Raw genomic sequence first — 25,314 nt, 5'->3', positions numbered from 1 at the left:
CACTTACTTCTTGTGCCAAATCGGGTTGGTTCTGTGGAAAGGGATACCGCCTTTAAGGTCAAACCCGCGCATGACTAAATCCTTCCTCATGGCAGCAACGTGTTGGTCAACACATTCCTCTAGGTGGTCTTCGTTGTGCTCTTCTTTGTTCTGTTTTGATATCGGTTCTGACTTCATCGATACGTTCTCCTTGATCGGTTCTGTCAACTTGTCATCGAAAAAGATGCAACGGCTGTACCATTGCTAAATTGCTCACGGTCGCGGCACGCCCTATTGGATTAATAGGATTGGAATAAAAAGTGCCACTTTTCATTATATTTAAGGTAAGATGCTTTTTAAAAGTGCAATAATACCGAGCAGTATTCAAGCTTTTCAACTTGCATAACTCAATTTGTTGCGCCATACCTAGATAAGGATTTTTGATTATTATCCTGATGTAGTGGGCAAGCCCCCTTCCTTGCTACCAGCGCATCTCAGCAGCCAAGGATGGCCGCTACTACCTTCCTAGCAGCATGTTTTTCCAGCGCTTTTTTGCATAGCAACGAAGCCTATTTTAGGGCAGACTACGCACTCTCTAACTGAAAAGCTCAATGGGATCGGAGCAGTTTCCTTTATGTTTCAGGCGTTTGTATCAGCCCTTCTACCTGTCATTTTGATTGCCGGATTAGGTGCCTATCTAGGTCGTAAAACCACCTACTTAGACTCCCCCGCCCTTGGCCAATTAGTGACAAACATCGGCTTACCTTGCCTGCTATTAAGCTCTGTCCTAAAAATGCAAATGCCCGTCGACGAAATGCTGAGTTTGATATTGGCGACTGCAGCGGTATTGATCTCGATGATGATCGTTACCTTTTTTGTACTCAGGGTAGCCCGATTACCCGTACGCTATTACATCTCCCCTTTGGTCAACCCAAACGCTGGTAACTTAGGTATACCTGTCGTGTTTGCGCTGGTCGGTGATGCCGGTCTTGCAGCGGCTGTGGTGATCTCATCTGTGGTGCAGATCAGTCACTTTACGTTGGGTGTCGGGGCGATGTCAGGTGAGTACAAACCTAAGCAACTGATCAAAAATGCGCCAGTGATGGCCCTTTTGCTCGGTATTATCTTGTTGGGGCTGTCCATTCCGGTTCCCGATTTTGCTGTAGATACTCTCTCGATGCTGGGCAACATTACACTGCCGATCATGCTATTGATGCTGGGCCAATCCATCTCATCACTGACCATGATCGACAAGGCTCAGTTTACACGCCTATTAAGCTTTGCGGTCTATCGCCCGCTGATCGGCACCTTAATTGCGCTGGGTATCATTGAGCTGTTCCCGCTCACGCCCCCTCAAGCCCTCGCACTTTTATTGCAAAGCGCGATGCCTGTGGCGGTGATCAGTTACATGCTGAGTAAGAAATACGGCGGGCCAACCCAAGAGATTGCAGGGCTGATTGTTATCTCAACCCCAATCTCGTTTGTGATGATCTCTCTGCTTTGGATACTGGTTAGTTAAAGCTGGGGTTCAATTGAGAAAGCGCCCCATCTTGAGTGGCCTCGCGACTTTTTAACTGCTGCTCGAGTGCAGATGCGCTTTGGGCAAAACTGCGTTTAAACTCATCCCCATTAAAACCTACGGCACCCGATTTGTAGAGCGCCGCCTGTAGCCCCTGAATCTGGCGGGCTAACTCGGGCTCCGCTTTTTCGGATAAGACATTCAAAGTCACCGTCTGTTTAGCCACCGCAGCTCCCCATGCCAATAACGCCTCGCGTAGGGCTTTTGGGTCATTAGCATGGCAAGCATCCACGACATATTTGCGAGAAGGCGAAAGCTCAATGGGTGCCTTTGTCTCTTGGACGGCCTCATTGGCGTTAGAGGTCCTTTTTCGCATGACAACATAGGTAATCGCACCACCACCCACAAGACAGCCAGCTCCGATCAGAGCAGCCCACCACCATGGGATATGTTGTTGAGCGGATGTCACCTGCACTTCGTCGGATTTTACAGGCTCACTGCTGTTGATCGTATTTGAAGTAATCTTTTCAGAGGGCGGTTCAACGGCTAGGCTTGGGGCTTGCTCAGTTTCTGGTGTTGCCGGCTTCTCTGGAATCTGTGCTTGGGCACCTTGTGCAATGTTGAGCGACTGGGCCTCAATCACGGCCGTTTCGGCTTGATCCGTTTTGGTATTCCACCAAGGGATACTCAGCTTAGGAACCGATAGCTCCCCGCCTTTTTGTGGAATTAAGGTGCTCTTGAGCGTTAAACGCGTAACTAACTCGTTAGAATCGCTGTTGTATTGCTGATCCATCACCGGTTTATCCGCATATTGCTTAAAACCCGGAATATCCGGCAAGGTCGATAGGGCCGACAGCGCATGCTCACTCTGACCCGTTACCGTCAGCGTGACAGTTCGGGTGATTGGCTCACCGCTGGAGTAAGGGCCTTTCGAGAGGGTTTGCTCCGCCGTCATGGATTTAGCAGGCACCCAAGCCCCTGTGTGATGCTCGGGAGTCGGCTTGATGTCTAGGGAGTAGATTTCAGTCGCAAGGTTAAAGCGTCGGCCACTGTTAAGCTGCCCTTCGACACTGCCAGAACGGATCGATAACGGCCCCGTTTGCTGTGGCGTAATCAGCCACACCTTTTCGGCCACTTGCACATTTTTGCCTTTGAGCCTTTGGGTGTAATTGCGTTGATCACCAATCGGCTCGATCAGCGCCTTACCCTCTAGCACTTCGGGGTCTACAAACTGGCCGCCCGCAATGGGCACACCAATCAACACCGTCGCGCGGTAAATCAGTGGCTGTTGAATATACGCCTCTTTGGGGTTTAAAGAGGAAACAATTTCCAGCCCGCCTTCCGAGGCGGGCGGCATGTTAAAGGGCTTAACCGACAGCGTGCGTGCTTGGGTTCGATCCTTACCCACCGGTATCGCGGGCAGAGTGACATCACCGGCCACTTTAGCGGATAGCCATAACACCATTTTGTTGGATCGCTCAAAGGATCCATTTTGCATGATCGTGTTCGACTCCGTTCCACGGCGAAGCACATCGAAATCTCGCTCTAATACCGAAAGATCCACATCATTGGCATCGGCATCATCCAAATCGATCGTGAGATTAAACGGGTCGCCCACCATCAAGGTTGAGCTTTGCTGATATACCTTGGAGGGCACTTCGGCATAACTCAGTGATGCGCAACTGAAGAACACACTGAGGGAGACCAAACGGACGACCTTCTTAGGATTTACCATATCTGATCCTCATCCTGAACGGGCTGCTTACTGTTGTTGTACTGATATTGAAACTTGCGACGCCATAACCTTGCGGGGTCATCAACAATGGTATTCAGTCGCTGCGCTCTCGCTTGTGCGGCTTCATCTTGCACTTCGCCTTGGGCCCGCCCGCCTAACACTTGCCCAGCTTGCGCATTATTGTCTTGGTCGGCAGATTCCTCGGCCGTTTCGCCCCCTGTTTGAGCATTAGAGGCGTCAGAGCCTTCCTGTGCACCGGCTTCATCCATCATGGAGGAGTAATCTTTTCGGGCACGATTCAGCTGCTCTTTGACCGCTTCCGAGCCTTGCTGACCCTCTTGGCCTTGTTGTCCTTGTTGTCCTTGTTGTCCTTGCTGTCCTTGTTGCCCTTGCTGTCCTTGTTGCCCTTGTTGCCCTTGTTGCCCTTGTTGCCCTTGTTGCCCTTGCTGTCCTTGCTGTCCTTGCTGTCCTTGCTGTCCTTGCTGTCCTTGCTGTCCTTGCTGTCCTTGCTGTCCTTGCTGTCCTTGCTGTCCTTGCTGACCTTGCTGACCTTGCTGACCTTGCTGACCTTGCTGACCTTGCTGACCTTGCTGACCTTGCTGACCTTGCTGACCTTGTTGCCCTTGTTGCCCTTGCTGCCCTTGCTGCCCTTGCTGTCCTTGCTGTCCTTGTTGGCCTTGCTGTCCTTGTTGGCCTTGCTGATCTTGTCGTTGATCCTGCTCTTGCTGCTTTTTGGCCTCTTCAACAATGCGTTTATTCTCTACCGCATCGTCAAAGTCAGACTTCATCGCCAATGCTTTATCGTAAGCGGCAATCGCATCATCAAAGCGCTTTAACTGAGCCAGCGCATTACCGCGGTTGTACCAATCCTTTGCTGTTTCTGGGTCTGGCAGGGCTTTTAAAGCCGCTTCATAATCGCCTGCCTTATAAAGCGCCGCTTGTTTCCACCTTGGGTCTTCAAACTGCTCGGCCGCACGGGCTGGGTCGTCCGCAAAAAGCTGAGCGCCTTGCTGATCGGGCGTTTGCCATAGTTGGCTCCATTGGCTGTCAGATTCAGCCGCCTCGGCTGGCGTGCTAACAAAAGAGCTCGACATAGCCACACCGGCCACCAGCACCACACTCAGTATCCCTTTGCGAAACAGCCCTAACACCAAAGGCAGCAAAGCGAGCACAAACCAAGGCCCTTCCGCTATCCATTGATCCACCGTGGATTCGTTCGGGTTCTCCTGCTTAATGTCGCTGATATTAGATACACCCACCTCTGCAGGCTGATTCAAAGTGGCTACTAGCCGGTCGACGTCTCTGTCGTTGGCCGATAAGGGCGCATAGACACCACCTGCCGATGCGGCCGCCGCTTTCAAAGCGGGGACGTCCAACTTAGCCACCACTGTATTGCCAGAAGCATCCGCTAAATGGCCTTTCTGTGTGGGGATCGGTGCGCCTTGTGCTGTGCCAACACCCAATACCGAGATGGTGGTCGGCAGTTTATCGAGCGCCGCTTTGGCCTTGGTAAGGTCTTGCTCGGTAAAGTCATCGGTGATCATTAGGATCTGCCCATGCGTTACATTGGCTTGGTTCAACATACGCACGGCTTCTGATATTGCACGCTCTGGACGATTCCCCAATACCGGCATGATCTGCGGCATTAAGGCGGGCAACTGCGCGAGTAAAGTCTCGTGATCTTCTGTAAGCGGTGTCACCGGGAAAGCATCACCTGCGTAAGCAACCAAGCCGACCCGTGCGTCTGGCATGGCGGCTAACAGGTCACGAAGCTTAAACTTAACCCGCTCTATTCGGCTGGGTTTAAGGTCTTGTGCCAACATAGAGGCGGACAGGTCCAGCGCAATCACCACAGACACAGGTTCTTTGTAGGCAGGCACAGGCTGCTTTTTCCACACCGGTTGTGCTAAGGCGATCCCCATCAAAAGAGACCCTATGATCACTAGCATATGCCCGCGTTTATGGGAGGGACGCGTCTCTTGATCGATCAAAAACGGCATTAATTCTGGGTCACACACACTGGACCAATGCGTGGCGCTGGATCGAGTGCTTAAGGCCCACACACCCAGCACCATCAAAACAGGGATCGACCACAATGCCCAAGGCATTAAAAAGTGAAACGATGAAAAATCCGGCATTCGCCTATCCTCACTTTCAAGCGCCGAGGCGTCGGCGTACCAACGCCAAAGCGGCCAAACACACAGTACCGCCCAACAAAGGCCACTGATACAGAGAAACCACCGGCCTAAAGTACTCATCCTCTTGCGCGACTGGTTCCATCTCATCAAGCAGTGCGTAGATTTTTGTCAACTGCTCGAGATCATGCGCACGAAAATACTGACCACCGGTTTTCTCGGCGATGGCTTTTAGGGTTGTCTCATCGATCTCTGGCATACCACGCATACGCATCACCATCGACATTAAACTGTCAGCGCCACGACCAATCCCGATGGTGTAAATCTTCACCTGCTCCTCGGCGGCCAATTGCGCCGCGTCCAGCGGGTCTAATGCGCCAGCAGTGTTGGTACCGTCGGTTAATAAGATCAGAATGCGCTGTGCGGTATCGTTTGCTACAAAGCGCTTCACCGCCAAGCCAATCGCATCACCAATGGCGGTGCTTTGTCCTGCTAAACCAATTTGGGACTCATCCAAAAAGTGGCGCACTGTGGCACGATCCCGAGTCAACGGAGCTTGCAGGTAGGCTTCCTCGCCAAACAGAATCAGACCAATCTGATCCCCTTTGCGACGTTGAATAAAGTCCCCAGCGACCACCTTGGTGGCCATTAATCGGTTGATGTATCGGCCTTTAAACTCAAAGTCTTCCTCTTTCATACTCTCCGAGAGGTCGACCGCCATCATGATGTCCCGCCCCTCCATTGGCTGCGGGACGGGCTCACCCAGCCATTGGGGCCGTGCTGCCGACGCCAATAAAAACGCCCACGCCAGCGTGACCAATAACATGGGCCACACGTTCATCGCTTGATGAGTACGACTGTGCGCTTCACCTTCCAGCGCGCGGCTCATGTAACTGAGTAGTGGTACGCGCATCCGGCTTTGTTTGGCATCCGGTGCTGAAGGCAGCAACCAACGCACCAACCAAGGCAGGGGTAATAAAAACAGCAACCAAGGCCATGCAAATTCAAACACCTTGCCACCTCTCTTTTGCACTGCTGATCCAAGCACGGGTCACATCGGTAAAGGCCTTTAACGCGTGTTGATCGACAGGCGTTTCTATATCGGCCTGATAAAGAGAGCCAATCAATGCCTCTAACTCTTGGGCGATCGGTTTTTCGGTATGCGCGATCAAAAAAGCAAGCCAAGCTTTGCCCGACAAGGAGGCCACCTGCTCACGCGGATACAAAGATAAAGCCGTTCGTTTAAGCAGCGTATTGCACTCAAGTGCAGCTTGCTGGCGTGTTAGGGTCGATGATTGCTCTATCACCAAAAGCGCGTTTAAGGCTTCCCGCTTTGGGTTATGACGGCGCTGCTCAACAAGATGGCGCACGACAAAAAAAGCGGCAATCAACGCAATGAGGACAAGCCCAATGACAATCCACCAGCCATAGGCCAAAGGCCACCAACTGATCTCTGGCGGGAGCGCGATCCCCTTTAGCGGCAGAGACTGATCGGTCGGATTCATGACACTGCCCCCTGTGTGGTTTCGGGGATATCAAACAGGGGATGATCATTTGTCATCCAGTGCTCGACATGAACTCCAGGGATGGCTTGTAAGCCTTTGAGCTGATCGAGTCGATCCTGAAAGCGATGCTGATATCGATCCCGTTGCTGCTCATTTGCGTTGATGATCAGCTCTCGCAGTTTATCGACAAAACGAAAGGCGCGACCGGTTGGCAGTTCAGCTTCAAGAGGGTCGGATAAGTTGATCAAAAAAAGATCACATCGCTTCGATAAGCGAATCAGGTGTTGAATGCCGGACTCATCCAGATCCAAAAAGTCACTGATCATATAGATTCGACTGCCGCCTTGAACCCGCCCCTCAAGCGTGGACAGGTAGTGATTAAGCTCAACACTTTCTGCGGCCTGATGATGGTTTTTTACAAACTCTACTTCGATCATGTCGGAGGCGTCGTTCAGTCGCCAAGGCGAAGAAGCTGATGGCGGCACAGCAGGCCCTGCCACGCTTTGACTTGCCGCGTTGTCTTCTTGGTATTGATGCATAAAGCCTTGTTGCTGCGCTTTTGCCAATTCCGACAGCCAGAGTGAGATCGGTTTACGTCCAGAGGCCGGCTTAAACCACTGCTCACCTTGATGGGTCAATAAGGTGCCGCCTACGCGATCCCCTTGTTTAAATACGCTCCAGGCAATCGCCGAGGCCGCATACGCGGCTAAAACGGATTTAAAGTGGCCTCGGGTCGCAAACGCCATGCTGGGTCGCTGATCACATAAAATGAAAGCGGGACGCTCGCGCTCTTCATGATAAAGCTTGGTATGCGCCACACCGGTACGGGCCATTAAGCGCCAATCCAGATGGCGAATGTCGTCGCCCGGTTGGTACTCCCTAACATCATCAAACTCCATCCCACGACCTCGGGTACGGGTTTGATGGCCGCCCTCTTTACGGGTGCGCTTTTTTGATCGGTTCAGGGTGGTCATGGGCCAGAGCCTAAGCGCCAGCAACTCATCCAATGACACCCAATGACGCTTGGCCGGAGCCGGCAGCGTCAACCCTTTGGGATGGTTCATTGGTGAACTCCTAAGGCACCGCGACGCGTGCGATTAGCTCGGCCAGTATGTGATCTTTGGTCATGCCCTTGGCTTCGGCCAAATAACTGATGCCAATGCGATGGCGCAGCACACTCGGTACCATATCTTGGATGTCATCGGGCGTGACAAAGTCACGACCGCTGATCCACGCTTTGGCACGTGCGGCTTTATCTAAGGCCAACGTACCGCGCGGGCTCGCGCCAAAGTCCAGTACACCGTCTAAATCCCCACCCAACGCACCCGGGTGTCGGGTCGCAAGAATCAAATTGACCAGATACTCTTCCAACGCATCGGATAGGTACACATCCATCACCGCGTGTTTGGCTGCCACCAGCTGCTCATCAGATAGGACCAGCTGCGGCTGTTTGGTGCCCGGCAAAGCTTTGGGTTGTAGGTGCTCGTTACGCACCATACGAAGAATCGCCGTTTCCTCTTCCGCATTGGGGTAGTCCACCTCAATGTGGAGCATAAAGCGGTCGAGCTGGGCTTCTGGCAAGGGATAAGTGCCCTCTTGCTCCAATGGGTTTTGGGTCGCCATCACCATAAAGCTACGTGCTAACGGATAAGTTTTACCCGCCACCGTTACTTGGTGCTCAGCCATCGCCTCTAAGAGGGCTGACTGCACCTTAGCTGGGGCACGGTTGATCTCATCGGCTAATAAGCGATTGCAAAAGAGCGGCCCTTTACGAAACTCAAACTCCCCTTTTTGGGCGTTGTAAATTTCGGTACCGGTGATATCACTAGGCAGCAAATCGGGGGTAAACTGAGCCCGCTTAAAGCTGCCTTCTAGCAGATCGCTTAGCGCGTGTATCGTTCGGGTTTTCGCAAGCCCTGGCGGGCCTTCAAGCAGGACATGCCCGTCGGTTAACAGGGCAATCAATAAGTGTTCGATCAGTTTTTCTTGCCCTACCACTTTGTGTCGCAGAGCATCATGTAGTTGTGTGAGTGCCGTTTGCAGCGCTTCTACCTGAACTTCGGTAGTCATCGGAATCTCCTGAAGCTACAGATCCGTACTTATGATGAAAAGCTGTTACACGAGCGTGTCGCAGTACATCCTGTGTAACAGACGACCTATAGATTACAAAACCGTAATTAAATTCAATCCATTGAGCTAAAAGTGTGTTGCATAAGGGCTTTTAACCCGCCATCACTGATCGGATGGCCAGTCGCAGATGCACCCTAACGCCAAATTTCGGGTTCGAGGATACACTTCACCGGCCAACAGGTCATTCAATACATTACCGACAAAATCATCCTTACTGAGGTTACACGTCGCCGCAGGGCTGTATGGGCCAATGTATTGTGGGTTCATGTTGGCATCAAGCACTAAGGAGCTTGGGCTGGCAATCGGGACGGAACCGGCCTCGGCCACTTTCGCCGGACGATTAAACATCAGCTCTGCTTCTCTGATCTGTGACTCATGCGGCACACGAATCTCGAAACGCACGCCCTGCTTAGTAAACTCTTTGATCAGATCTTTAACGTGCCAGGTGTTATAGCGCGTGCAAGGGCAGTCTGGGTTGTAGTAGTGCAACACCGTTGCTTTGGGGTCGGTCACCGGCTGCTTTTTAGCGCTTACGGTTTCGGTTGTGAATATCGAGTCGTTCATCAAGACCGATGCATCGTAGAGCCTGTCTTGCAGGTGGTTTTGCTCTTGGTTTTTTAACGAGGTCAGGTACCAAAACACACCCACTACGGCCAGTAACCAGAAAGCCGTGGCGCCCCAAATCAAACAGGTCTTTTTAAAAGGAGTTAACGTCATGAGTCAGAATAAAGCCTAAGCCGCCGTTACATATGTTGAAATTTATCGGGATGTTTAGGGGTAATTGTATTGTAAAAGTTCCAGATTTTTCGAAGATCCGCCTCGGCATCCCCTGTTGGGTAGAAAACCTCACCGGAACCGGCTTCCTTTTTGGCGTAGTCGAGGTAGCTCAGCATAATCGGCACCTCGGCTTTTAAAGCCACGTAATAAAACCCCATTTTCCAGCGCGACACCCGTGAGCGCGTCCCTTCTGGCGTGACCAACAGGATAATTTCGTTGGCTTCGCGCACTTGCTCGGCCATTAAATCGACCATGCTTGGGCGCTTGTCACCAGCGCGTTTCGCCGAGCGATCAATCGGCACCGCCCCAAGCGGCCCCAGCACCCAACGAAATGGAATCACCATCCATTCTTTTTTGATCGTAAAACGCGGTTGACCGATCCCCATCATCTCGCACGCCCCCACCATCAGGATAAAGTCCCAATTGCTGGTGTGCGGAGCACCAATCATCACGCCTTTTTTCAACCCAGCCGGCGGTACGGAAGCCACCTTCCAACCTTTTAAACGAAACAGCCAAGCACAAAAACGTTTAAACATGATCAATCACTACTCAATGACAAAAGCGGTCAACGATGAACGTCGGGCCGCATATTAAAGCAAGACGCCAGTAAAGGCGAATGAGCCCCTTTTTACAGGTAAGGATAGCAGGCAAATCCCGCCTTGGATGGGCGAAGCGCCGTGCAAAAGATGCTAAACTGGCCCGCACACTGACGCTGGAAACCGATTCATGGAAATCAAAGTAAATTTTTTAGATAACCTTCGCCTTGAAGCCAAGTTTGACGACTTTACCGTCGTTGCCGACCAACCCATCCGTTACAAAGGTGATGGCTCTGCCCCTAGCCCGTTTGATTACTTTCTGGCGTCGTCAGCCTTGTGTGCGGCCTACTTTGTGAAGGTGTACTGCAAAGCGCGCGACATCCCCACCGAGGATATCCGCCTTTCGCAAAACAACATTGTTGACCCAGAAAACCGCTACAACCAGATTTTCCAGATTCAGGTCGAGCTGCCTGAGTACATCAGCGATAAAGATCGCGCCGGCATTTTGCGCTCCATCGATCGATGCACGGTGAAAAAAGTCGTCCAGGAAGGCCCTGAGTTTAAGATCGATGCGGTCGAGAATTTAGATGAAAACGCATCGCTGATGGCGATGAAACTGCCGGACGCGTCGCACAAAACCAGCATCGTCGGTAAAGATCTTCCGCTTGAAGACACCATCGCCAACATGACCGAGATTTTGTCGGAGCTTGGCATGAAGATCGAAATCGCCTCGTGGCGTAACATCGTGCCTAACGTATGGTCGTTGCACATCCGTGATGCAGCCTCGCACATGTGCTTTACCAACGGCAAAGGCGCCAGCAAAGAGAGCGCACTGTGCTCCGCACTTGGCGAGTTTATCGAACGCGCCAGCTGCAACTTCTTTTACAACGATCAGTATTTTGGTGAGGAGATCGCCAACGCCGAGTTTGTTCACTACCCAACTGAGAAGTGGTTTGCGCTAACCGACGATGATTCCATTCCCGATGGGCTGTTGGATGATTACTGTTTAGAGATCTTCGACCCTGAGCAAGAACTGTGCGCAAGCAACTTGGTGGATACGAACTCTGGAAATGTGGATCGCGGTATCTGTGCGATCCCTTATGTGCGCCAGTCCGATCAAGAGACGGTGTACTTCCCCTCTAACCTGATCGAGAACCTCTTTTTAAGTAACGGCATGAGCGCGGGCAACACCTTGCCTGAGGCGATGGTGCAGTGCTTATCCGAGATTTTTGAGCGCGCGGTAAAGCGTCAAATCATCGAAGATGAGATTGTCCTACCCGATGTACCGATGTCTGTGCTGGAAAAATACCCAAGCATCTTGGCGGGTATTCAAGGGCTTGAAGAAAACGGTTTCCCTGTAGTGGTTAAGGATGCCTCGCTTGGCGGCCAGTTCCCGGTGATGTGTGTCACGTTAATGAACCCGCGCACCGGCGGTGTGTTTGCCTCTTTTGGTGCGCACCCAAGCTTTGAAGTCGCACTTGAGCGAAGCTTAACCGAGCTTTTGCAAGGCCGAAGCTTTGAAGGCTTGAACGATGTTCCGGCCCCGACGTTTAACTCGCTGGCGGTATCCGAACCTAATAACTTTGTAGAGCACTTTATCGACTCGACCGGTGTGATCTCGTGGAAGTTCTTTAGCTCTAAAGCGGAATACGCGTTCTGCGAGTGGGATTTCTCGGGCACCACAGAGCAAGAGCGCGATCGCTTGATGGCTATATTGGAAGACCTCGGTAAAGAGGTTTACATGGCCGTGTTTGATGATTTAGGTGCTTCGGCGTGTCGCATCCTGGTGCCGGGTTATTCCGAAGTGTACCCAGCCGAAGATTTGATCTGGGATAACACCAACAAGGCGCTCTACTTCCGTGAAGATATCCTCAATATCCACTCACTCGATGACGAGGCGTTGACTGACCTGCTGGAGCGTTTAGAAGAGAGCGAGCTGGATAACTATACCGACGTTCGTACCCTGATCGGCATCGAGTTTGACGAAAACACCCCATGGGGTCAGCTGGATGTAGGCGAGTTAAAACTCTTGCTGTTCCTAGCACTCCAGATGCATGAAGAAGCGAAAGAGCAAGTCTCGGAGTTTCTAAGCTACAACAACAATACCGTTGAGCGCGGTCTGTTCTACCAAGCCGTGAATGCCGTGTTGGATATCGCGCTGGATGACGAGCTGGAACTTGAAGATTACCTCCCCAACATGACCCGTATGTTTGGTGAAGAGGTGATGGAAAACGTGGTGGGCTCGGTCAATGGCGAGGTTAAGTTTTATGGCTTAACACCGACCAGCATGCAGCTTGAAGGGCTGGATCGCCACTTAAAACTGATCGAGAGTTATAAGAAGCTTCACGCCTTTAGAGCGAAAAAAGCCGGTTTGGCTGGATAAAAGGCATTATTTGAGCTTAAGAAAGGCCCGGCGATGCTGGGCTTTTTAGTTTAATCAAAAGAACAGGGGATCTTACAAAATCTAGTGGAAACTATTTTTCCTTGATCATCAATAACGGCCCTGATTCGGACATTAGAAAATTCAGGTAATAGTTCCTGACTGAAATATTCATCTGTAATTTTAAAAAGTTCTAGCGATCGATAAACACCTAAGCTAAAGGACATTTGTACTTTTTCATCATGATACAGACGTACAGTATCAATTTCATTCGGTTTGACCTTTGCTATTGCAGCCTTATCATCACCAAGAATCACCTCTACATAGCCTAACGGATCTGCACTATTATCGGCTTTAAATTCCACCTCAAGAATGCTACTACCAGGCCAAAAAATAAAAGCAAAACAATCTAAAAGCACAACCAAAGCAACAAAAATTATTTTAATCCAAAGAGCAAGGGAGCTTGCAGCTTTTCTCTTCAACAAACTCCCCTTTTTCATTTATCAAGGCTCTCACTCTAATATGGGTACCCCTAGGGTAAACATCCTCTCCCATCCAAGCGGATGTTCGTGTATCCGTCTCAGCATTGAGATATATAGACCCACTTAAAATGGGTAGCGAGTCCTGTGAGGGCTTCATACGGACCGACTTGACTTCATTCGGAGCAATATCGACAACCTTAGCTTTATCATCACCTAGAATGACTTCAACATAGGCTAACGATTCAGCCTCGGATTGAGAAATATACTCAATTTCAACGATTGATACATCTTCATTAAAAAAAGCATAGGCCAGTACTAGAGAAACAACGACCAATAAAATCACTGTAGGTTTAATTATCGAAAAAAATCTCACTCAGCACCGCAAAATACTAATCAAATGAACAAGGCAGCCTGCATATTTTATGCGAGCTAATCAAACCCTTATCATCAACATTAAGTCGAACCTTTATATCGTCGCCTCTAAATTCATTTTCTTCGCTGTATAGTGAATCCGTAATGCCACCACCTTTACTATATATATCTGTCGCAAAGACAAGCAAAATATTTTTATCAGGATACATCCGTATACTTTTGACTTGATTGGGACTAATATCAAAAAAACTTGACTTCTCCCCACCCAAAGTCACAGAGACATGCCTCAAAGGTTTCGATTCATCATCTGCGATATACTTAACCTCAATTATGCTATGTGGTATGAATGCTTTGTAAACATAATTACAGGCAAAAAATAGGGAAACCAGAAGTGGCACCATCAAAATAAACTTTAGCATCAGACTATTTCGCAGATTTAAATTTAATTTTACCAGATAGTATATAATTCAGAAGCTGATCCCTAGTGACGCCAGTCGGGAATTTACTATAAAGGAATATACCCAGTTCAATACTGAACCTATCATTCTCATCATCATAGTCGCGTAACTTTCCTGTTGATACCTCTACTTTCTTTTTAAAGAAAACGTTTCGTAAAGCATCACTACCTATTTGCTCTAGGCCTGCGCCATCAAGCAAAACGGCCTCACTGAACCCAGCAGCACTACCGATATACCCGTAATGAATATTCGACCAGATATCAAGAAAATACCTTCGATCCTTCCACGCATGATAATCCTGACCTACTGGATCTCTAGGATGAAAACAGGTTTTAATAACAGGCTTATGATCCCAAGTGCTGTCTTGCGCTACCATCTTTGTCCAGATCGCCATTGCGGCAGCTTTAGCTTCATAATTGACTAAATGATCTACATGGAACTCCATTAGACGGCTATCTGCCCATCCACCAAGCAGCTCAACCATTTTGTCTTTGTTTGCGCGGTAATAGGCTGGATAGTTGTTCAGACGCTTCATCGCCCTAACCTCTTTACTTCTTAGGTTAAGGTTGATTTCGCGACTCATGTATTCAGCGATGGGAGTCAATTCGTCCAGATATAGAGCTGAGTTTGGGTTACTGGTGATCGGTAATCCATTTGGGGTGGGGCAAATATTCATAAATACAATCCTTGTATTAAACGTAAAATCCGCGATGGGTGATGATACTTTGCACACGCTTTAAGCTCAATGAGTTAATCCAGCTCCCTCATTACACTGGATGCCGTTAGTTTAAAGAGTGGCGATAAGTCAACGCCTGCACTGTAAAGGGCTTTGGCCGTCCATTTGTTGCAGGTGTTTAGCGCATAATAGCTGCCCTCCCCTGCATAGAACTGGCTGTCACCGTAGATACCTTTACGCAACTCAATCACGCTGCCCTCTGCATCCCGCTCGAAACTGTTTGAAATAAAACTGAGCAAGGATTCAAGGTTGGCTTGGTTGATATCAACGTTTTTCACAAGGCTGCCCGTAAAGTAACGATGCGCAGGTACATCTAAGCCGACCACATGCACTACAGAATCGGTCGGTAAAAAGATGGCCCTAAACGTAATGCCAGAGGTGATCTCGTTCGCTTGATAAAAGCCCGCATCGCCCCAGCCTATTTCAAGGAAATGCGCCCCAATGAACCGATCCTCAAGCTCGGGAATTTTTGAGTACACAAGCTCCACAGGAAGAATGATGCCGGTATGCCAACCATGACTGGCGACTTGAACGGTTAACGATGAATCCTGAAGCACTTCGGCGGGCTCCACCGCTTTAGGGTAGGTAGCACAGCCGCTCAACGCGCTGACAAGAACTAAAAAACCAAGAAGCACCGCTTTCATGATGGACGCATTACCCAGTCTGAAATCAAGAAATACAAAACAGCGCCAATGAGCCCACTGTATAAACAGATTTTGTGCAGGGTTGAGACGGACACAAGGCCCAGCAAGTCGTTATCCAACGTAATTGGGAATAAGGGCTGAACATCGGCATGCATGATGCTATCGAGCAATACATGGCTGAAGGTGCCGATAAACGCAGAAAGCACCGCAACCCACCAACGGATGTTCACTTTCCAACCTTTATTAAGGCCGATTAAGAACAAACCCAGTTGTGATAGGTATTTGCCCGTCACCGCTGAAAAGACCGCCAACAAGCAAGCGCCTACATACGTGTGTGAGAAGCCGTGTAAGTGCCCCTCCCCTGTGATCATCACAAACAAGGGTTGTATATCCATCACAATCTGAGCCCAACCAAAGACCATCAAGCTAAAGCTGCCTTGCATCAGCGCCTTAACGAGTATTCCGGGGCCCATATGAACGGGAGTAAATGGCATCGTGCATCATCCTTGAAAACGTATTGATTCAATAACCGTTATCACAAACTGAACATTCAATAGGAATCGGATGATTTAATAAAGAAAGATTAAAATAAAGAGATTTGGTGGAGCCTGGGGGGATCGAACCCCCGACCTCAACGCTGCCAGCGTTGCGCTCTCCCAGCTGAGCTAAGGCCCCAACACAAAGTCGGTACTGGGATGTACCTGAAGACGGCGCATATCATCTTAAGAATCCGCTTGGCTGTCAACGCTTTTTTTAATTTTTGTTAGGCGGATCAAGGTGTTGTTGGATGTTTTTCATTCAGTAAGCCCTGCTCATACCCTCTTACGCTGAACAAACCGAGCGATACAAACGATAACGATGGATAACACCAAGGCAGCGACACACATCATACCCAGTAAAAACAACCGTTCTTTTAAACTGAACAAAGTGTAATTAGATAGAACATAGGTAAAGAACCCTAAGAAAGAGAAAGACGCCACAACACCGACTAAGGCCATGTATTTATTGTTTAGTTTTTCTCCAAAAGCCCAATAGATAAGAAAAATACCCACTAAAGCGTAGATTGGCATCATTAAATAGCCCATTTCAGGCTTAAAAAAACTCAACGCGCCCATAGATAGGTAGCCTAAAGGGATAAATAAACCAGTAAGTGTGAATAATTTCTTTAGCATTGGGGAGTTTTACCTGAGCGTCCTTAGAATAGCTAACATGCTACTTACATGAGATAGCAATATTATTGAAAAAATATCGTGATAAATGACACTAGCGAAAACTAATAAAAATACAAAACATCAACTCCATTCAACAGCCAAGACATTTAATTAAAACTATTTTCCTACATATAGACCAAACAAAAAACGCAATACGATGTGCAGAATTAACGGTGGAAAACAAGTTATAAACACCCACACATACTGATTTAATAGGTTATTGATCGATAGCGTATCACCTATTAAAAACAGCGCTATTGGCACAGCAAAAACAACTGAAAAAAGCACACACAATGTGGAGTTTTTTATAGAAGAAACAAACGAGTTACCAAACCAAGCAACTGGAAGTAAAATGATGAAAGTGATAAACCAACCTGCTCCAAAGGGTAAAGGGAAGTACTCTGTCCAGAATGAGTTTGGAACTATCTTCGAAAACAAAAATTGATTAGGAAAAACAATGATCGATAGCCACAAAAGAACTGAACTAGCAATCAAAGAAAATTTCATTCTTTGCACTAAACTCTCCTTATTTAGATAATGCCTTTAACTAAAACTATGCTAAACCGAATGTAGTGGTTGCCTCGACCTGTTAAGCATAGCTGTGCAACTGAAGCTCATAGCCCACATAGAGTATAGGAAGGATTGAGTCATGAGCCATTTACCATAATTTTCCGCCAAATCTTCGGCTAACATTCATTACCAAACACCGGATATAATTTTGAAAAACCATCGTGCCAGACCCGGATGCTTAGCAGCATGCGACCAATATTGATTTCTTAAATAGCGAATGAACCTACTCTTTGTGGCCAACATTCGATAGTCGAAGTCCGTAAAAAGCAGGACTCTTTTCGCACGCGCCGCAAGGATGCTCTCTACGTTCATATTTCCGGCCACCAAGCCCTCTGCCAAAGTAATTCCGTCCCAGATGGCAAGATTGAGCCCTTGACCACCCACCGGCGACTGCACATGCGCTGCATCACCAATTAACCAGATTCGGCCCTTTCTCGGTGTTGAGACTCGCTTCAGAGCAACTTTGAAGTGACGTTCGTAGCGAACTTCGGCATCCTTAAAATGTGCGCGAAGTCGCTTCGCAGCATTTTCGGCATTGAGAATACCTTGCACGACGCCAGCTTTTGGCTGCGACAGGAATAAACCCTCGCCGTTCGACTGAAGATACAATTGTGCCTGTGCCGCAGAAGGCCACTGATTTGTAGTTACCTCTGCAACAGACCATTGCTCCGGATAGCTTCGCCCCAGCAACGGCATTTCAGCCGCTTCACGCACTTTGCTGTGAGCGCCATCAGCACCAATCAACCAATCAAATGAATTAACGCTCTCTTCCGCCTTGGAAGTGTTTTTTAACCTGACATCAACCTCGGATTCTGTTTCTTCGAAAGAAACAAATTCAGTGCCGTATTCGACAGCTATCCCTTTCGACAAGAGCACCTTTTCAAGGTGTAGTTCCAACTCCCCCTGCGGAAATAGGTGTGCAGGGGGGTCACCATCAATTTCTGGCACCGGAACATTTGCGACCAAAGCCCCATCATCATAAAAGGCAAAATTCCGCATAGGGATAGCCGTTGCCACACTGTTGGGCGAGATGCCAAACTTTTCCAGCTGACTCCATACCCCCGCAGCAACACCCGTTGCTTTTTCGATCATCGATCTCGACGGTCGTTTATCAACTATTCGGACCTCCATCCCACAGAACGCGCATTGAAGTGCAAAAGACAGTCCGCTAGCACCCGCACCCACAACTAAGATTCGAAGAGACGACTCCTTCATCTGAACACTTCATGTTGATCGATTCTTTTCAAGTATATCGCCTCAAACACCTCTGGTGTATGCGAAAAATGATCGTCATCCTAAGTACCATGATTAAAAAGAACTATGGCGTGAGAAAGCAGTTTGAAACTATTGACCAACACCACAGTCACTTGTTAGCTGCTGGTCTCGGCAACATCTACGGATCTACATATGACAAAGCAAGTGTCAAACACCAATGCCTTGCACCCTCCCTCAGGATTATACGAGGGAACATAGTTAGTTTTAATGTGGGCACCTATTGCATTTTGATAGAGCTCCATGAGAGGCTTGGGTCCCTAAGCTAGTTGCCCATTGGAACCTTTACAGAACTCTATGAACTGGCCCGCGTTATATGTATTGGCAAAATCAGTAAGGGGACGCCAACCACCAAATAGCTTTTCATGAGCCTCCCAAACACGACCCAATATTTCGTACCTATTTTCTGGCTCAGAGGAATAATAAAGATACCCATGAGGCTCATTGTGATTCCATAGTAATTGGTGAGATTCGGTAAACTCAACTTCACCCGATACTGACGGCTGCACATCACTTTCTTTTACTCCGTGACACGTAATCTTAAAAAATCGGGTAGTGTAATAGTCCTGCCAGTCATCACACTGAAAATCGATTACCAAATCATCCGAAAAATCAACGGCAGTGATTCGACCATTTAGATCTTCATATAACTTTTCTGATAATTCTTCGATGTTCATATTTATGTTCAGCTAACGCCCGGCACGCGCGCCGGAGTGAAGCGGCGAAGCTGCGTAACGGAGGTCGCCGTGCTGCCGTTTGTTATGGCATCTGAATTACAGGTTTCAAAAGCTTGTAGCCGCACTCTATTAAGTGATGATTTACTCCGTGCACAGACTCATCAAATACTTCATCACTCTCATCAAAAGATGCAGCCACAATACCTTGGATATTTCGCTGTTTAGAGATAGTCGTCAAAAGCGCATTTACACTTGTGACTCCCATCGAATGCTGGCCTGGTTCATCCAAAAGTACTAATCCAGGGTGATTCCCACCCAACTCATCTGAAGCCGAATATACTGCTAGTAAGTAAGCCCAGATAAGTCTTACAAAGTCACTTGCTGAAGAATCAGATTTTATATCTGTATTTACTTCTCTCAACTCCAGCCCCGCCAAATATGGAAATAATGTGTCTCTATTTATTTCTATATCTGAAGTCGGCGCACTCTTATAGCCAAAAAAACTTGCATAGTTTCGGAAATAGCTCTGAAATTTATTATACTTTTTGACATCTTCAATAGATGACTTTCGGTCCGGCAAACCTGCTAACTTGGCCTTAACATTCCGAAACTCATTGCTGAAATTCACTAACTTATCGACCGAACTATTTACGACCTTTTCCGCTTTTAAGAGGTTTTCTACTTTAAGCTCAAGTTGTAGTTTAACTCTTAAATCAGCTTCTTCTGCATTACCAGACAATCGTACCTGCTTCTTAAAACTCAAGCATACTGCACGCTTATCAGAAACATTTTCTGAGTATTCGCGCGCTTGAGACTCTAACTTTGTAATTGTTTTTTCTAACCCTAGAATATACCTAGATACCATCTTTTTTTGGTTCTCGAGGTACTTCACATTTTCGTTAATACTCATCGGTTGTATAAGGGTATCTGCTAAAAACAAGGCATCATCTACGTGTTGATGACAAGCTGGACAACTATCAAGCGCAAGGCTTAAACCACTCTCTGCACCAAACTTCTTGAGTTTCTTAGCAATTTTATTTTTTTCTAAATCTTTTTCTATTTCTGATCTAAGTGATAAATACTCAGTCAGCCTTGATTTGGAAAGCCGAATCTCCGCATTAGCGGAATCAAGCATAGAAACTAACTGGTTTAGCTCTGCTTTTGAACTCTCATATGCCTCTATTAAATCGATAGAAACATCTTCTCTTGTTTTATTCTCAGCCTCGTCAATAGCCTCAATTTTTCTTACCAATTCAACAATGTAATCACTTAGAACAAAGTTGGAATCTCCAACTTGCTTCATAATTCTCACTAGTTGTGGGTCAAACATATCGTCTGCTGTGCGCTTAATACCTATCACGTTGATAGAGTGATCCTCTTCCAGCAATCCAATTTTAACCTTCTCCTCCGACCATTTTGATTGAATATCAGCTAGGTCTGACGTCAAATTTGATTTGAGTCTTTCGTTTTCGAAAACATCCAACCCCAGAATAAATTCAACGATTTTTGTTCTCACATCACGGATAGCGTAATAGGGGGTATTAGCTATATAATCAGTCCACCCTCTCTTTTGCTCAATTAGGAGAGCAGAAAAAATAGTTTGAATATAGAGTTTTACTTCACCACCATTGGAACCAGGAACGAACGGAAGACTTAAACCTACGAAATCTTCAAGGAATGTAAAGTAACCCGATTCAGCGTTCTGTGCTGAGCCTTTATCGTGCAAATACTTTGGAGATATTTCAAATTCTCGGTCTTCTCCTGAAAGATAACTCCCATGTATCACTTCGATTAATTTTGTATCCTTATCAGTAGAGTTAATAGCTCTTTTTAAAGTTACAACATCACTATTTTTGTTTGAGATCTGTAAATAAACATAAGATGATACTATCTTTATCTTATCCTTATTTTCACTTTCAACATATTCCTTCAATGCATATGGCAAGGTCTTTTCACCTTTCCCACCAAGAACTTCCTCCATGCCAAGGGAATAGATAAGAGAATTAACCAATGTGCTTTTACCAGAGGAATTATTGCCGCGTATAATATTTAATCCCGATTTAAATTCACATTCAAATCCGTATTTACCGCCAGTCGTATTGAGAACTATTCTAAATCTCTCTAGCTGCAAACCAATCATTCCCATTCCCTAATAATATTTTCAACCATACCTTCAGTTATTTTCGAACCTAAAGTCTGAAGAAAAATGTAATCATCTTTGAAAGCCATCTCGATACCAATTTCTGAAACGTATTTGGCACCATCTTGCGTTAACTTATATGAAAGTCCAGATTTACTAATCAGCCCTTCAGCTTCAGCATACTGAAGTGATACATTGACTGCTGGATCAACCCCCCATACCCCAAATAAAATTTGGTTTTGGTTAGCCGACTCAAACAACATTTTCTTTCTTCTCTCATCTTTCAAAACCCAGCTGAATAAATGTAGTCGAATTAGGCTAGACTTCTTTCCTCGTGATGAGAGATTTAGCACCAGTAGTAGTTGAGTGATTTTATAGATAGGCCTATGCTCAGCCATAAGCGGCATAGGCTTTCTGTGAAATGTAAGTTTACTCATCATTCAATACCCAACGGACACAATGCAATCCACTTTGACGTCATTTGATCTGCTATCCGATATATCTCTGCCTCTCCTAAAGTAGGGGTTGCCTCGCCCAATCTTTGGGCTAATTCGTCTCTAACCTTAGATATCAATTCTTCAGCATCCCCGCGCCAAGTTATACACAACTCTTCTACTTCACTTTCGTACTGATTTATTGCTCTCAACACATGAAAGTAGATTTCCGAAGCGTTTTTCTCTATTTCTTTTAGGAGCGGGTCACTTTTTAGCCATTTATTTGATGTTATGAGATTCAATTTTAGATGCTTTTCTTCATCTAAAACTCCATTGAATGTACATCGAACTTTATTCTTCTTGCTAATATTTTTCTCATATTCTGAGACATCTTTTTCTTCTGCTTGGCTTTCCAATTCTAATGCCGAAAAAAGAGTAATTTTTTTCCCTTTCGCTGTTTGTATTGCGCCAATTTCCGTAGCAAAATAATCAGCGTCTTGAAGAATAACTTTGAATTCAGGGGCTATAATGGAAAGCCCCCATGTGACAACCTCTTCTTGCTTCGTTTGCGCGTGACTCAGCAATTTATTGTCTGTGATTAGCGGAGTAACGAAAACCCACTCCCTAATTTTCGTATTACCCATTCGACGAGAAATTTCATTTTCATAGGTTCGAAGCTTCTCAAGGTCCTTAGTTACTTTGTCTCTCTGCTTTACGAACAATTCTCTTTGAGTGTAATGGGTATCTGGGCAATAACACTGAAATGCCACGCCGTCTAGTTTCGTAAACCCTTCGATCCCGAAATCACCAGGGGATGCAACCATTTCTTGGTACTGTTGATCTTTATACTTTGATTTGAAAACCAGTTGACAGAGATCTTCCCATGAATCCCCGTCAAAAGTTCCGTACTTAGTCTGGATCATTTATTAATTCCAAAGTCCATTGTGCTTTCTACCCTGTGGCCTGCCATAACGCCCACATAAAAGGCGAGCGATAGCGAGTCCAGCCCACGTTTTTTGAGGGCGATTTTTAATGTGCTTGTTATGAGTTTTTATTGCGAACATATAAGTAACCGTAACCAAATAACAACCCTGATAAAAACCAAATAAAGCCTGCCGACATACTAAAGGTACTTACCATTTCTGGAAATAAAAATGACAAAGGTATGGTGCCTACACCACGCACTATACATAAAACAGCAATTAGAAATAAAACAGCACCAACATATGGCAACTTTTTTATAATGCCTGCACCTGATAAAGCAAAAATACCGCAACAAACAAAAAGCCCAGAAATTATAAGAGTAGCAATGGGAGATAACATAGTACCATTAACAGCAGACTCTACGATTTCAGGCGGCGCCATTTGAGCTTCAAAGCATGCCGGCCCAAGCAAAATGCATGAAAGGTGAGCAATTGCTGTGGCTATTGATATTGCAGCAGCCAACACTAACGCTGTTTTTCCCTTGTGACTCATGGAATAAATACTCTTACTCATAACGCTCGGCTCTGGGGCGTGGTGAAGATTGGCTGCTTTTCAAGCCTAGCTTTATCACGTCCCTAGCAGCCGCTTGTTAGATTTTGGTGATAAAGTCTGCCAATCTTTGCCCGATACCTTTATCATTTTCGTTTAACTCGGCTGTAGATGAACTATTTGGTTCGTTTACAACAACTTCAATATTGCCTATTTCATCTCGAACTTCTCGAAGCTTTACTTGTATTTCGCTTTGGTGAGCCTCCAGCGTGGCCATCAAAGCGCTCTCTGAAGCTCTTCTGTAAATCCATACAATAGCCAGCAAAGAGATTATGATTACAAGTATCAAGATTATATCCAGCATGTTTCTCTGAGCTGCTTCGCCGTACATCGTAATCTTATGGTTACCACTATCGTCTATGTAATTTATGTCGTATGAAATTGGTGAACCCGAAAACATTGTTATTTTCAGATTCGAATTTCTCGACAGCCTTTCAAGAGGAATGTTTAGTCTGCGCCCTTTAACTTCTACCTTACCTATGTCTTCATCACTGGCCAGTTCGAATTTTGGGATTTCTACAGAGAACTCGACAATAAGCTTAACGTTCTTAGATGCAGACCTCCCTCGATTTTTGAGATTAAGCGTCTCAATATAGCCATTCTGATTAATGAGTGAATTCAGCTTGATCATGTCATTAGATGCAACTATATCTGCCTTATTACTTATTTTTGATACGCTATCACTAAGAGTTAGACCAATGAACGCAACTAGCAAACTCAATATAGATACACCTAAAGATATTCTTTCGCCCCAACCCATTTGATTAACTGCCGAAGACATGCAGCCCCCCCTGCGCATTTAGATTCAGAACTACATGCTCACTTGGAACCTCATCTTTGTAGGTGAACTCGATATATTGAAGACCTTTGTTCATGGACATCAGATTATCAAGAATAATGAGAGATCTTCGATACGACCTATTATCAAGATCAAGCGATAGGTAGCTGTCATTGATAATTAGCTGAGGGAAATTGTAACCGCCTTCCTGGGCGACTTTTGCAACAGCAAGAACTAGTATAAACCTTGAAAAGGTCTCCTCTCCATAGGACATGGTTTTACTTCGGCCTTTAACAAACAACTCCAAACCATCAAAAAAGCTCCTTTCAAATCCCACAGAATGATTAAGGCTAAAAAACACATCCTCTATTTCAGCGATCTTAGAACTTAGTTCTAAATCCGATCGCTCCTTTATTTCCTTGAATTTTGAAGTGGCATTAGTCAGCAAATCTTCTTTCTTTCTGAACTCATCAAAAAATCGTTCTTTTGTTGATTCGATTGTGCTATCCAAATCTGCGATCTTTGCGCTCTCTTTCAGGCTAACTGCAATTGACCTAGAAAATTCATCGACAATTATTTCAAGCTCTTTATTTTTTGACACTTCTTTTTTTAATGCGTTTATATCCTTTTCAACGGAACTCAGCAGAGATACATTTACACCGCATATTGAATTTATAGATTCCCATTGCTGGCGTCTGTTAGCCGATCTTTCTTCAGATAAAAAACAAAAATTAAGCAACGAGAAAATCGATTCAGTATCGCTCTCGTATATATAGGTAGGTGAAAGCGCTTCTCTTAGAAATCCATCTAGCTCTTTTGATAATGCACGGTACTTATAAGATTCCCCTTTGTGCCAAACGGAAAGATACGTACTGCCAACCTCCCTTCTAAAACCAATGTCAAATCCATTAATGCAAACCTCAAGCTCAATTTGGCTTATGTGTTTATGCACAATAGACTTAGTCAACCCTAGCGCATATCTAATACAATTAAATACGGTAGTCTTTCCTGAATTATTATTACCGACGATATAATTTGGGCCATCTTTAAAATGGATGTGAGTATCATCAATTTGAAGTGATACTAGCTTTAAACTATTCACTCATACCTCTCGAACTCTCTACCTTGTGGAAATCTAACGAGACTGTCGGATTAGACTTTTAACACGATAACACTCCATCCCACAGTCCTCTTTCATATTCTTTAACGCCTAAAAACCGTTTTTCAGGCTCGCTTTGATGTATTCAAACACATTTTATATCGCCGCACGAGCGCTCTCATGAGGCTGCTTTCCTTAAAGTTAGCCTCGTC

General features: G+C 46.4%; 27 protein-coding genes and 1 tRNA gene. 2 read left to right on the top strand and 26 right to left on the bottom strand.

Translation table 11 applies throughout. From position 1 onward, the window contains the following. Positions 1–3: 3 nt before the first annotated feature. Positions 4–177, bottom strand: a complete 174-nt coding sequence (locus tag ACXAF9_RS09840) for a hypothetical protein (RefSeq protein ID WP_475073477.1) — start codon at positions 175–177, stop codon at positions 4–6. Between the two features lie 436 nt (positions 178–613). Between ACXAF9_RS09840 and ACXAF9_RS09835 the strand changes: the two genes are divergently transcribed. Beyond that, positions 614–1,498 (top strand): AEC family transporter, encoded by an 885-nt coding sequence (locus ACXAF9_RS09835; RefSeq protein WP_475073474.1) that lies wholly within the window; start codon positions 614–616, stop codon positions 1,496–1,498. Here the strand turns inward: ACXAF9_RS09835 and ACXAF9_RS09830 are convergent. The 8 genes from ACXAF9_RS09830 to ACXAF9_RS09795 all read right to left on the bottom strand — a co-directional run bounded on the left by ACXAF9_RS09830 (position 1,491) and on the right by ACXAF9_RS09795 (position 10,316). Further along, complete coding sequence (locus ACXAF9_RS09830; RefSeq protein ID WP_475073472.1) at positions 1,491–3,233, bottom strand: BatD family protein; 1,743 nt, start codon at positions 3,231–3,233, stop codon at positions 1,491–1,493. The two genes, ACXAF9_RS09835 and ACXAF9_RS09830, sit on opposite strands and share 8 nt — an antisense overlap. After that, entirely contained in the window at positions 3,227–5,371 is a 2,145-nt protein-coding gene (locus ACXAF9_RS09825) for a VWA domain-containing protein (RefSeq protein ID WP_475073470.1), read from the bottom strand. The genes ACXAF9_RS09830 and ACXAF9_RS09825 overlap by 7 nt, the downstream gene beginning before the upstream one ends. 16 nt (positions 5,372–5,387) lie before the next feature. Beyond that, positions 5,388–6,380 carry a vWA domain-containing protein gene (locus ACXAF9_RS09820; protein ID WP_475073467.1) on the bottom strand — a complete coding sequence of 331 codons (993 nt, stop codon included), beginning with the start codon at positions 6,378–6,380 and terminating at the stop codon, positions 5,388–5,390. After that, on the bottom strand, positions 6,373–6,873 hold the full coding sequence (locus ACXAF9_RS09815; RefSeq protein ID WP_475073463.1) for a DUF4381 domain-containing protein: 501 nt from the start codon (positions 6,871–6,873) through the stop codon (positions 6,373–6,375). The genes ACXAF9_RS09820 and ACXAF9_RS09815 overlap by 8 nt, the downstream gene beginning before the upstream one ends. Continuing rightward, positions 6,870–7,937, bottom strand: coding sequence for a DUF58 domain-containing protein (locus ACXAF9_RS09810; protein ID WP_475073461.1), 1,068 nt, complete (start codon positions 7,935–7,937; stop codon positions 6,870–6,872). The genes ACXAF9_RS09815 and ACXAF9_RS09810 overlap by 4 nt, the downstream gene beginning before the upstream one ends. A 10-nt stretch (positions 7,938–7,947) precedes the next feature. Next, positions 7,948–8,943 (bottom strand): AAA family ATPase, encoded by a 996-nt coding sequence (locus tag ACXAF9_RS09805; RefSeq protein ID WP_475073459.1) that lies wholly within the window; start codon positions 8,941–8,943, stop codon positions 7,948–7,950. Between the two features lie 162 nt (positions 8,944–9,105). Continuing rightward, positions 9,106–9,720: a DUF6436 domain-containing protein gene (locus ACXAF9_RS09800; protein WP_475073457.1), complete on the bottom strand. Its 615-nt coding sequence runs from the start codon at positions 9,718–9,720 to the stop codon at positions 9,106–9,108. A 26-nt stretch (positions 9,721–9,746) separates the two neighbouring features. Further along, on the bottom strand, positions 9,747–10,316 hold the full coding sequence (locus ACXAF9_RS09795) for a 1-acyl-sn-glycerol-3-phosphate acyltransferase (protein WP_475073455.1): 570 nt from the start codon (positions 10,314–10,316) through the stop codon (positions 9,747–9,749). 190 nt (positions 10,317–10,506) lie between these two features. Between ACXAF9_RS09795 and ACXAF9_RS09790 the strand changes: the two genes are divergently transcribed. Further along, positions 10,507–12,699 (top strand): OsmC domain/YcaO domain-containing protein, encoded by a 2,193-nt coding sequence (locus tag ACXAF9_RS09790; RefSeq protein ID WP_475073452.1) that lies wholly within the window; start codon positions 10,507–10,509, stop codon positions 12,697–12,699. A 50-nt stretch (positions 12,700–12,749) separates the two neighbouring features. Here the strand turns inward: ACXAF9_RS09790 and ACXAF9_RS09785 are convergent, their stop codons facing one another. From ACXAF9_RS09785 to ACXAF9_RS09705, 17 genes are all read right to left on the bottom strand, one after another. Then, the gene (locus tag ACXAF9_RS09785; RefSeq protein ID WP_475073450.1) at positions 12,750–13,178 is read right to left on the bottom strand and encodes a hypothetical protein; all 429 of its coding nucleotides are present in this window, start codon (positions 13,176–13,178) and stop codon (positions 12,750–12,752) included. Continuing rightward, entirely contained in the window at positions 13,138–13,551 is a 414-nt protein-coding gene (locus tag ACXAF9_RS09780) for a hypothetical protein (protein ID WP_475073448.1), read from the bottom strand. The genes ACXAF9_RS09785 and ACXAF9_RS09780 overlap by 41 nt, the downstream gene beginning before the upstream one ends. 16 nt (positions 13,552–13,567) lie before the next feature. Continuing rightward, positions 13,568–13,969: a hypothetical protein gene (locus ACXAF9_RS09775; RefSeq protein ID WP_475073447.1), complete on the bottom strand. Its 402-nt coding sequence runs from the start codon at positions 13,967–13,969 to the stop codon at positions 13,568–13,570. 4 nt (positions 13,970–13,973) lie between these two features. Continuing rightward, positions 13,974–14,684 carry a polymorphic toxin type 44 domain-containing protein gene (locus ACXAF9_RS09770; RefSeq protein ID WP_475073445.1) on the bottom strand — a complete coding sequence of 237 codons (711 nt, stop codon included), beginning with the start codon at positions 14,682–14,684 and terminating at the stop codon, positions 13,974–13,976. A gap of 74 nt (positions 14,685–14,758) precedes the next feature. Continuing rightward, a complete protein-coding gene (locus tag ACXAF9_RS09765; RefSeq protein ID WP_475073443.1) occupies positions 14,759–15,388 on the bottom strand; it encodes a TIGR02117 family protein in 630 nt (209 codons plus the stop codon). Next, positions 15,385–15,882, bottom strand: coding sequence for a hypothetical protein (locus tag ACXAF9_RS09760; RefSeq protein ID WP_475073441.1), 498 nt, complete (start codon positions 15,880–15,882; stop codon positions 15,385–15,387). The genes ACXAF9_RS09765 and ACXAF9_RS09760 overlap by 4 nt, the downstream gene beginning before the upstream one ends. A gap of 105 nt (positions 15,883–15,987) precedes the next feature. Further along, positions 15,988–16,063, bottom strand: a tRNA-Ala gene (locus tag ACXAF9_RS09755). A 137-nt stretch (positions 16,064–16,200) separates the two neighbouring features. Further along, complete coding sequence (locus ACXAF9_RS09750) at positions 16,201–16,560, bottom strand: hypothetical protein (protein WP_475073439.1); 360 nt, start codon at positions 16,558–16,560, stop codon at positions 16,201–16,203. A 156-nt stretch (positions 16,561–16,716) separates the two neighbouring features. After that, positions 16,717–17,115 (bottom strand): hypothetical protein, encoded by a 399-nt coding sequence (locus ACXAF9_RS09745; protein WP_475073437.1) that lies wholly within the window; start codon positions 17,113–17,115, stop codon positions 16,717–16,719. Between the two features lie 180 nt (positions 17,116–17,295). Continuing rightward, on the bottom strand, positions 17,296–18,384 hold the full coding sequence (locus ACXAF9_RS09740) for an FAD-dependent oxidoreductase (RefSeq protein WP_475073435.1): 1,089 nt from the start codon (positions 18,382–18,384) through the stop codon (positions 17,296–17,298). Between the two features lie 317 nt (positions 18,385–18,701). Further along, a complete protein-coding gene (locus tag ACXAF9_RS09735; RefSeq protein ID WP_475073433.1) occupies positions 18,702–19,118 on the bottom strand; it encodes a hypothetical protein in 417 nt (138 codons plus the stop codon). 82 nt (positions 19,119–19,200) lie between these two features. After that, the gene (locus ACXAF9_RS09730) at positions 19,201–21,258 is read right to left on the bottom strand and encodes an ATP-binding protein (protein ID WP_475073431.1); all 2,058 of its coding nucleotides are present in this window, start codon (positions 21,256–21,258) and stop codon (positions 19,201–19,203) included. Further along, positions 21,255–21,698 carry a hypothetical protein gene (locus ACXAF9_RS09725; RefSeq protein ID WP_475073427.1) on the bottom strand — a complete coding sequence of 148 codons (444 nt, stop codon included), beginning with the start codon at positions 21,696–21,698 and terminating at the stop codon, positions 21,255–21,257. Before ACXAF9_RS09725 ends, ACXAF9_RS09730 begins: the two co-directional genes overlap by 4 nt. After that, positions 21,695–22,615 (bottom strand): hypothetical protein, encoded by a 921-nt coding sequence (locus ACXAF9_RS09720; protein ID WP_475073424.1) that lies wholly within the window; start codon positions 22,613–22,615, stop codon positions 21,695–21,697. Before ACXAF9_RS09720 ends, ACXAF9_RS09725 begins: the two co-directional genes overlap by 4 nt. A gap of 118 nt (positions 22,616–22,733) precedes the next feature. Next, positions 22,734–23,189: a hypothetical protein gene (locus tag ACXAF9_RS09715; protein ID WP_475073422.1), complete on the bottom strand. Its 456-nt coding sequence runs from the start codon at positions 23,187–23,189 to the stop codon at positions 22,734–22,736. A gap of 76 nt (positions 23,190–23,265) precedes the next feature. Next, a complete protein-coding gene (locus ACXAF9_RS09710) occupies positions 23,266–24,006 on the bottom strand; it encodes a hypothetical protein (protein WP_475073420.1) in 741 nt (246 codons plus the stop codon). Beyond that, a complete protein-coding gene (locus ACXAF9_RS09705; protein ID WP_475073418.1) occupies positions 23,990–25,105 on the bottom strand; it encodes an ATP-binding protein in 1,116 nt (371 codons plus the stop codon). The genes ACXAF9_RS09710 and ACXAF9_RS09705 overlap by 17 nt, the downstream gene beginning before the upstream one ends. Positions 25,106–25,314: the final 209 nt, after the last annotated feature.

It is taken from the genome of Neptunomonas sp. ABH4_499 (assembly GCF_056160565.1).
This window is presented reverse-complemented; position numbering and strand designations above follow the sequence as displayed.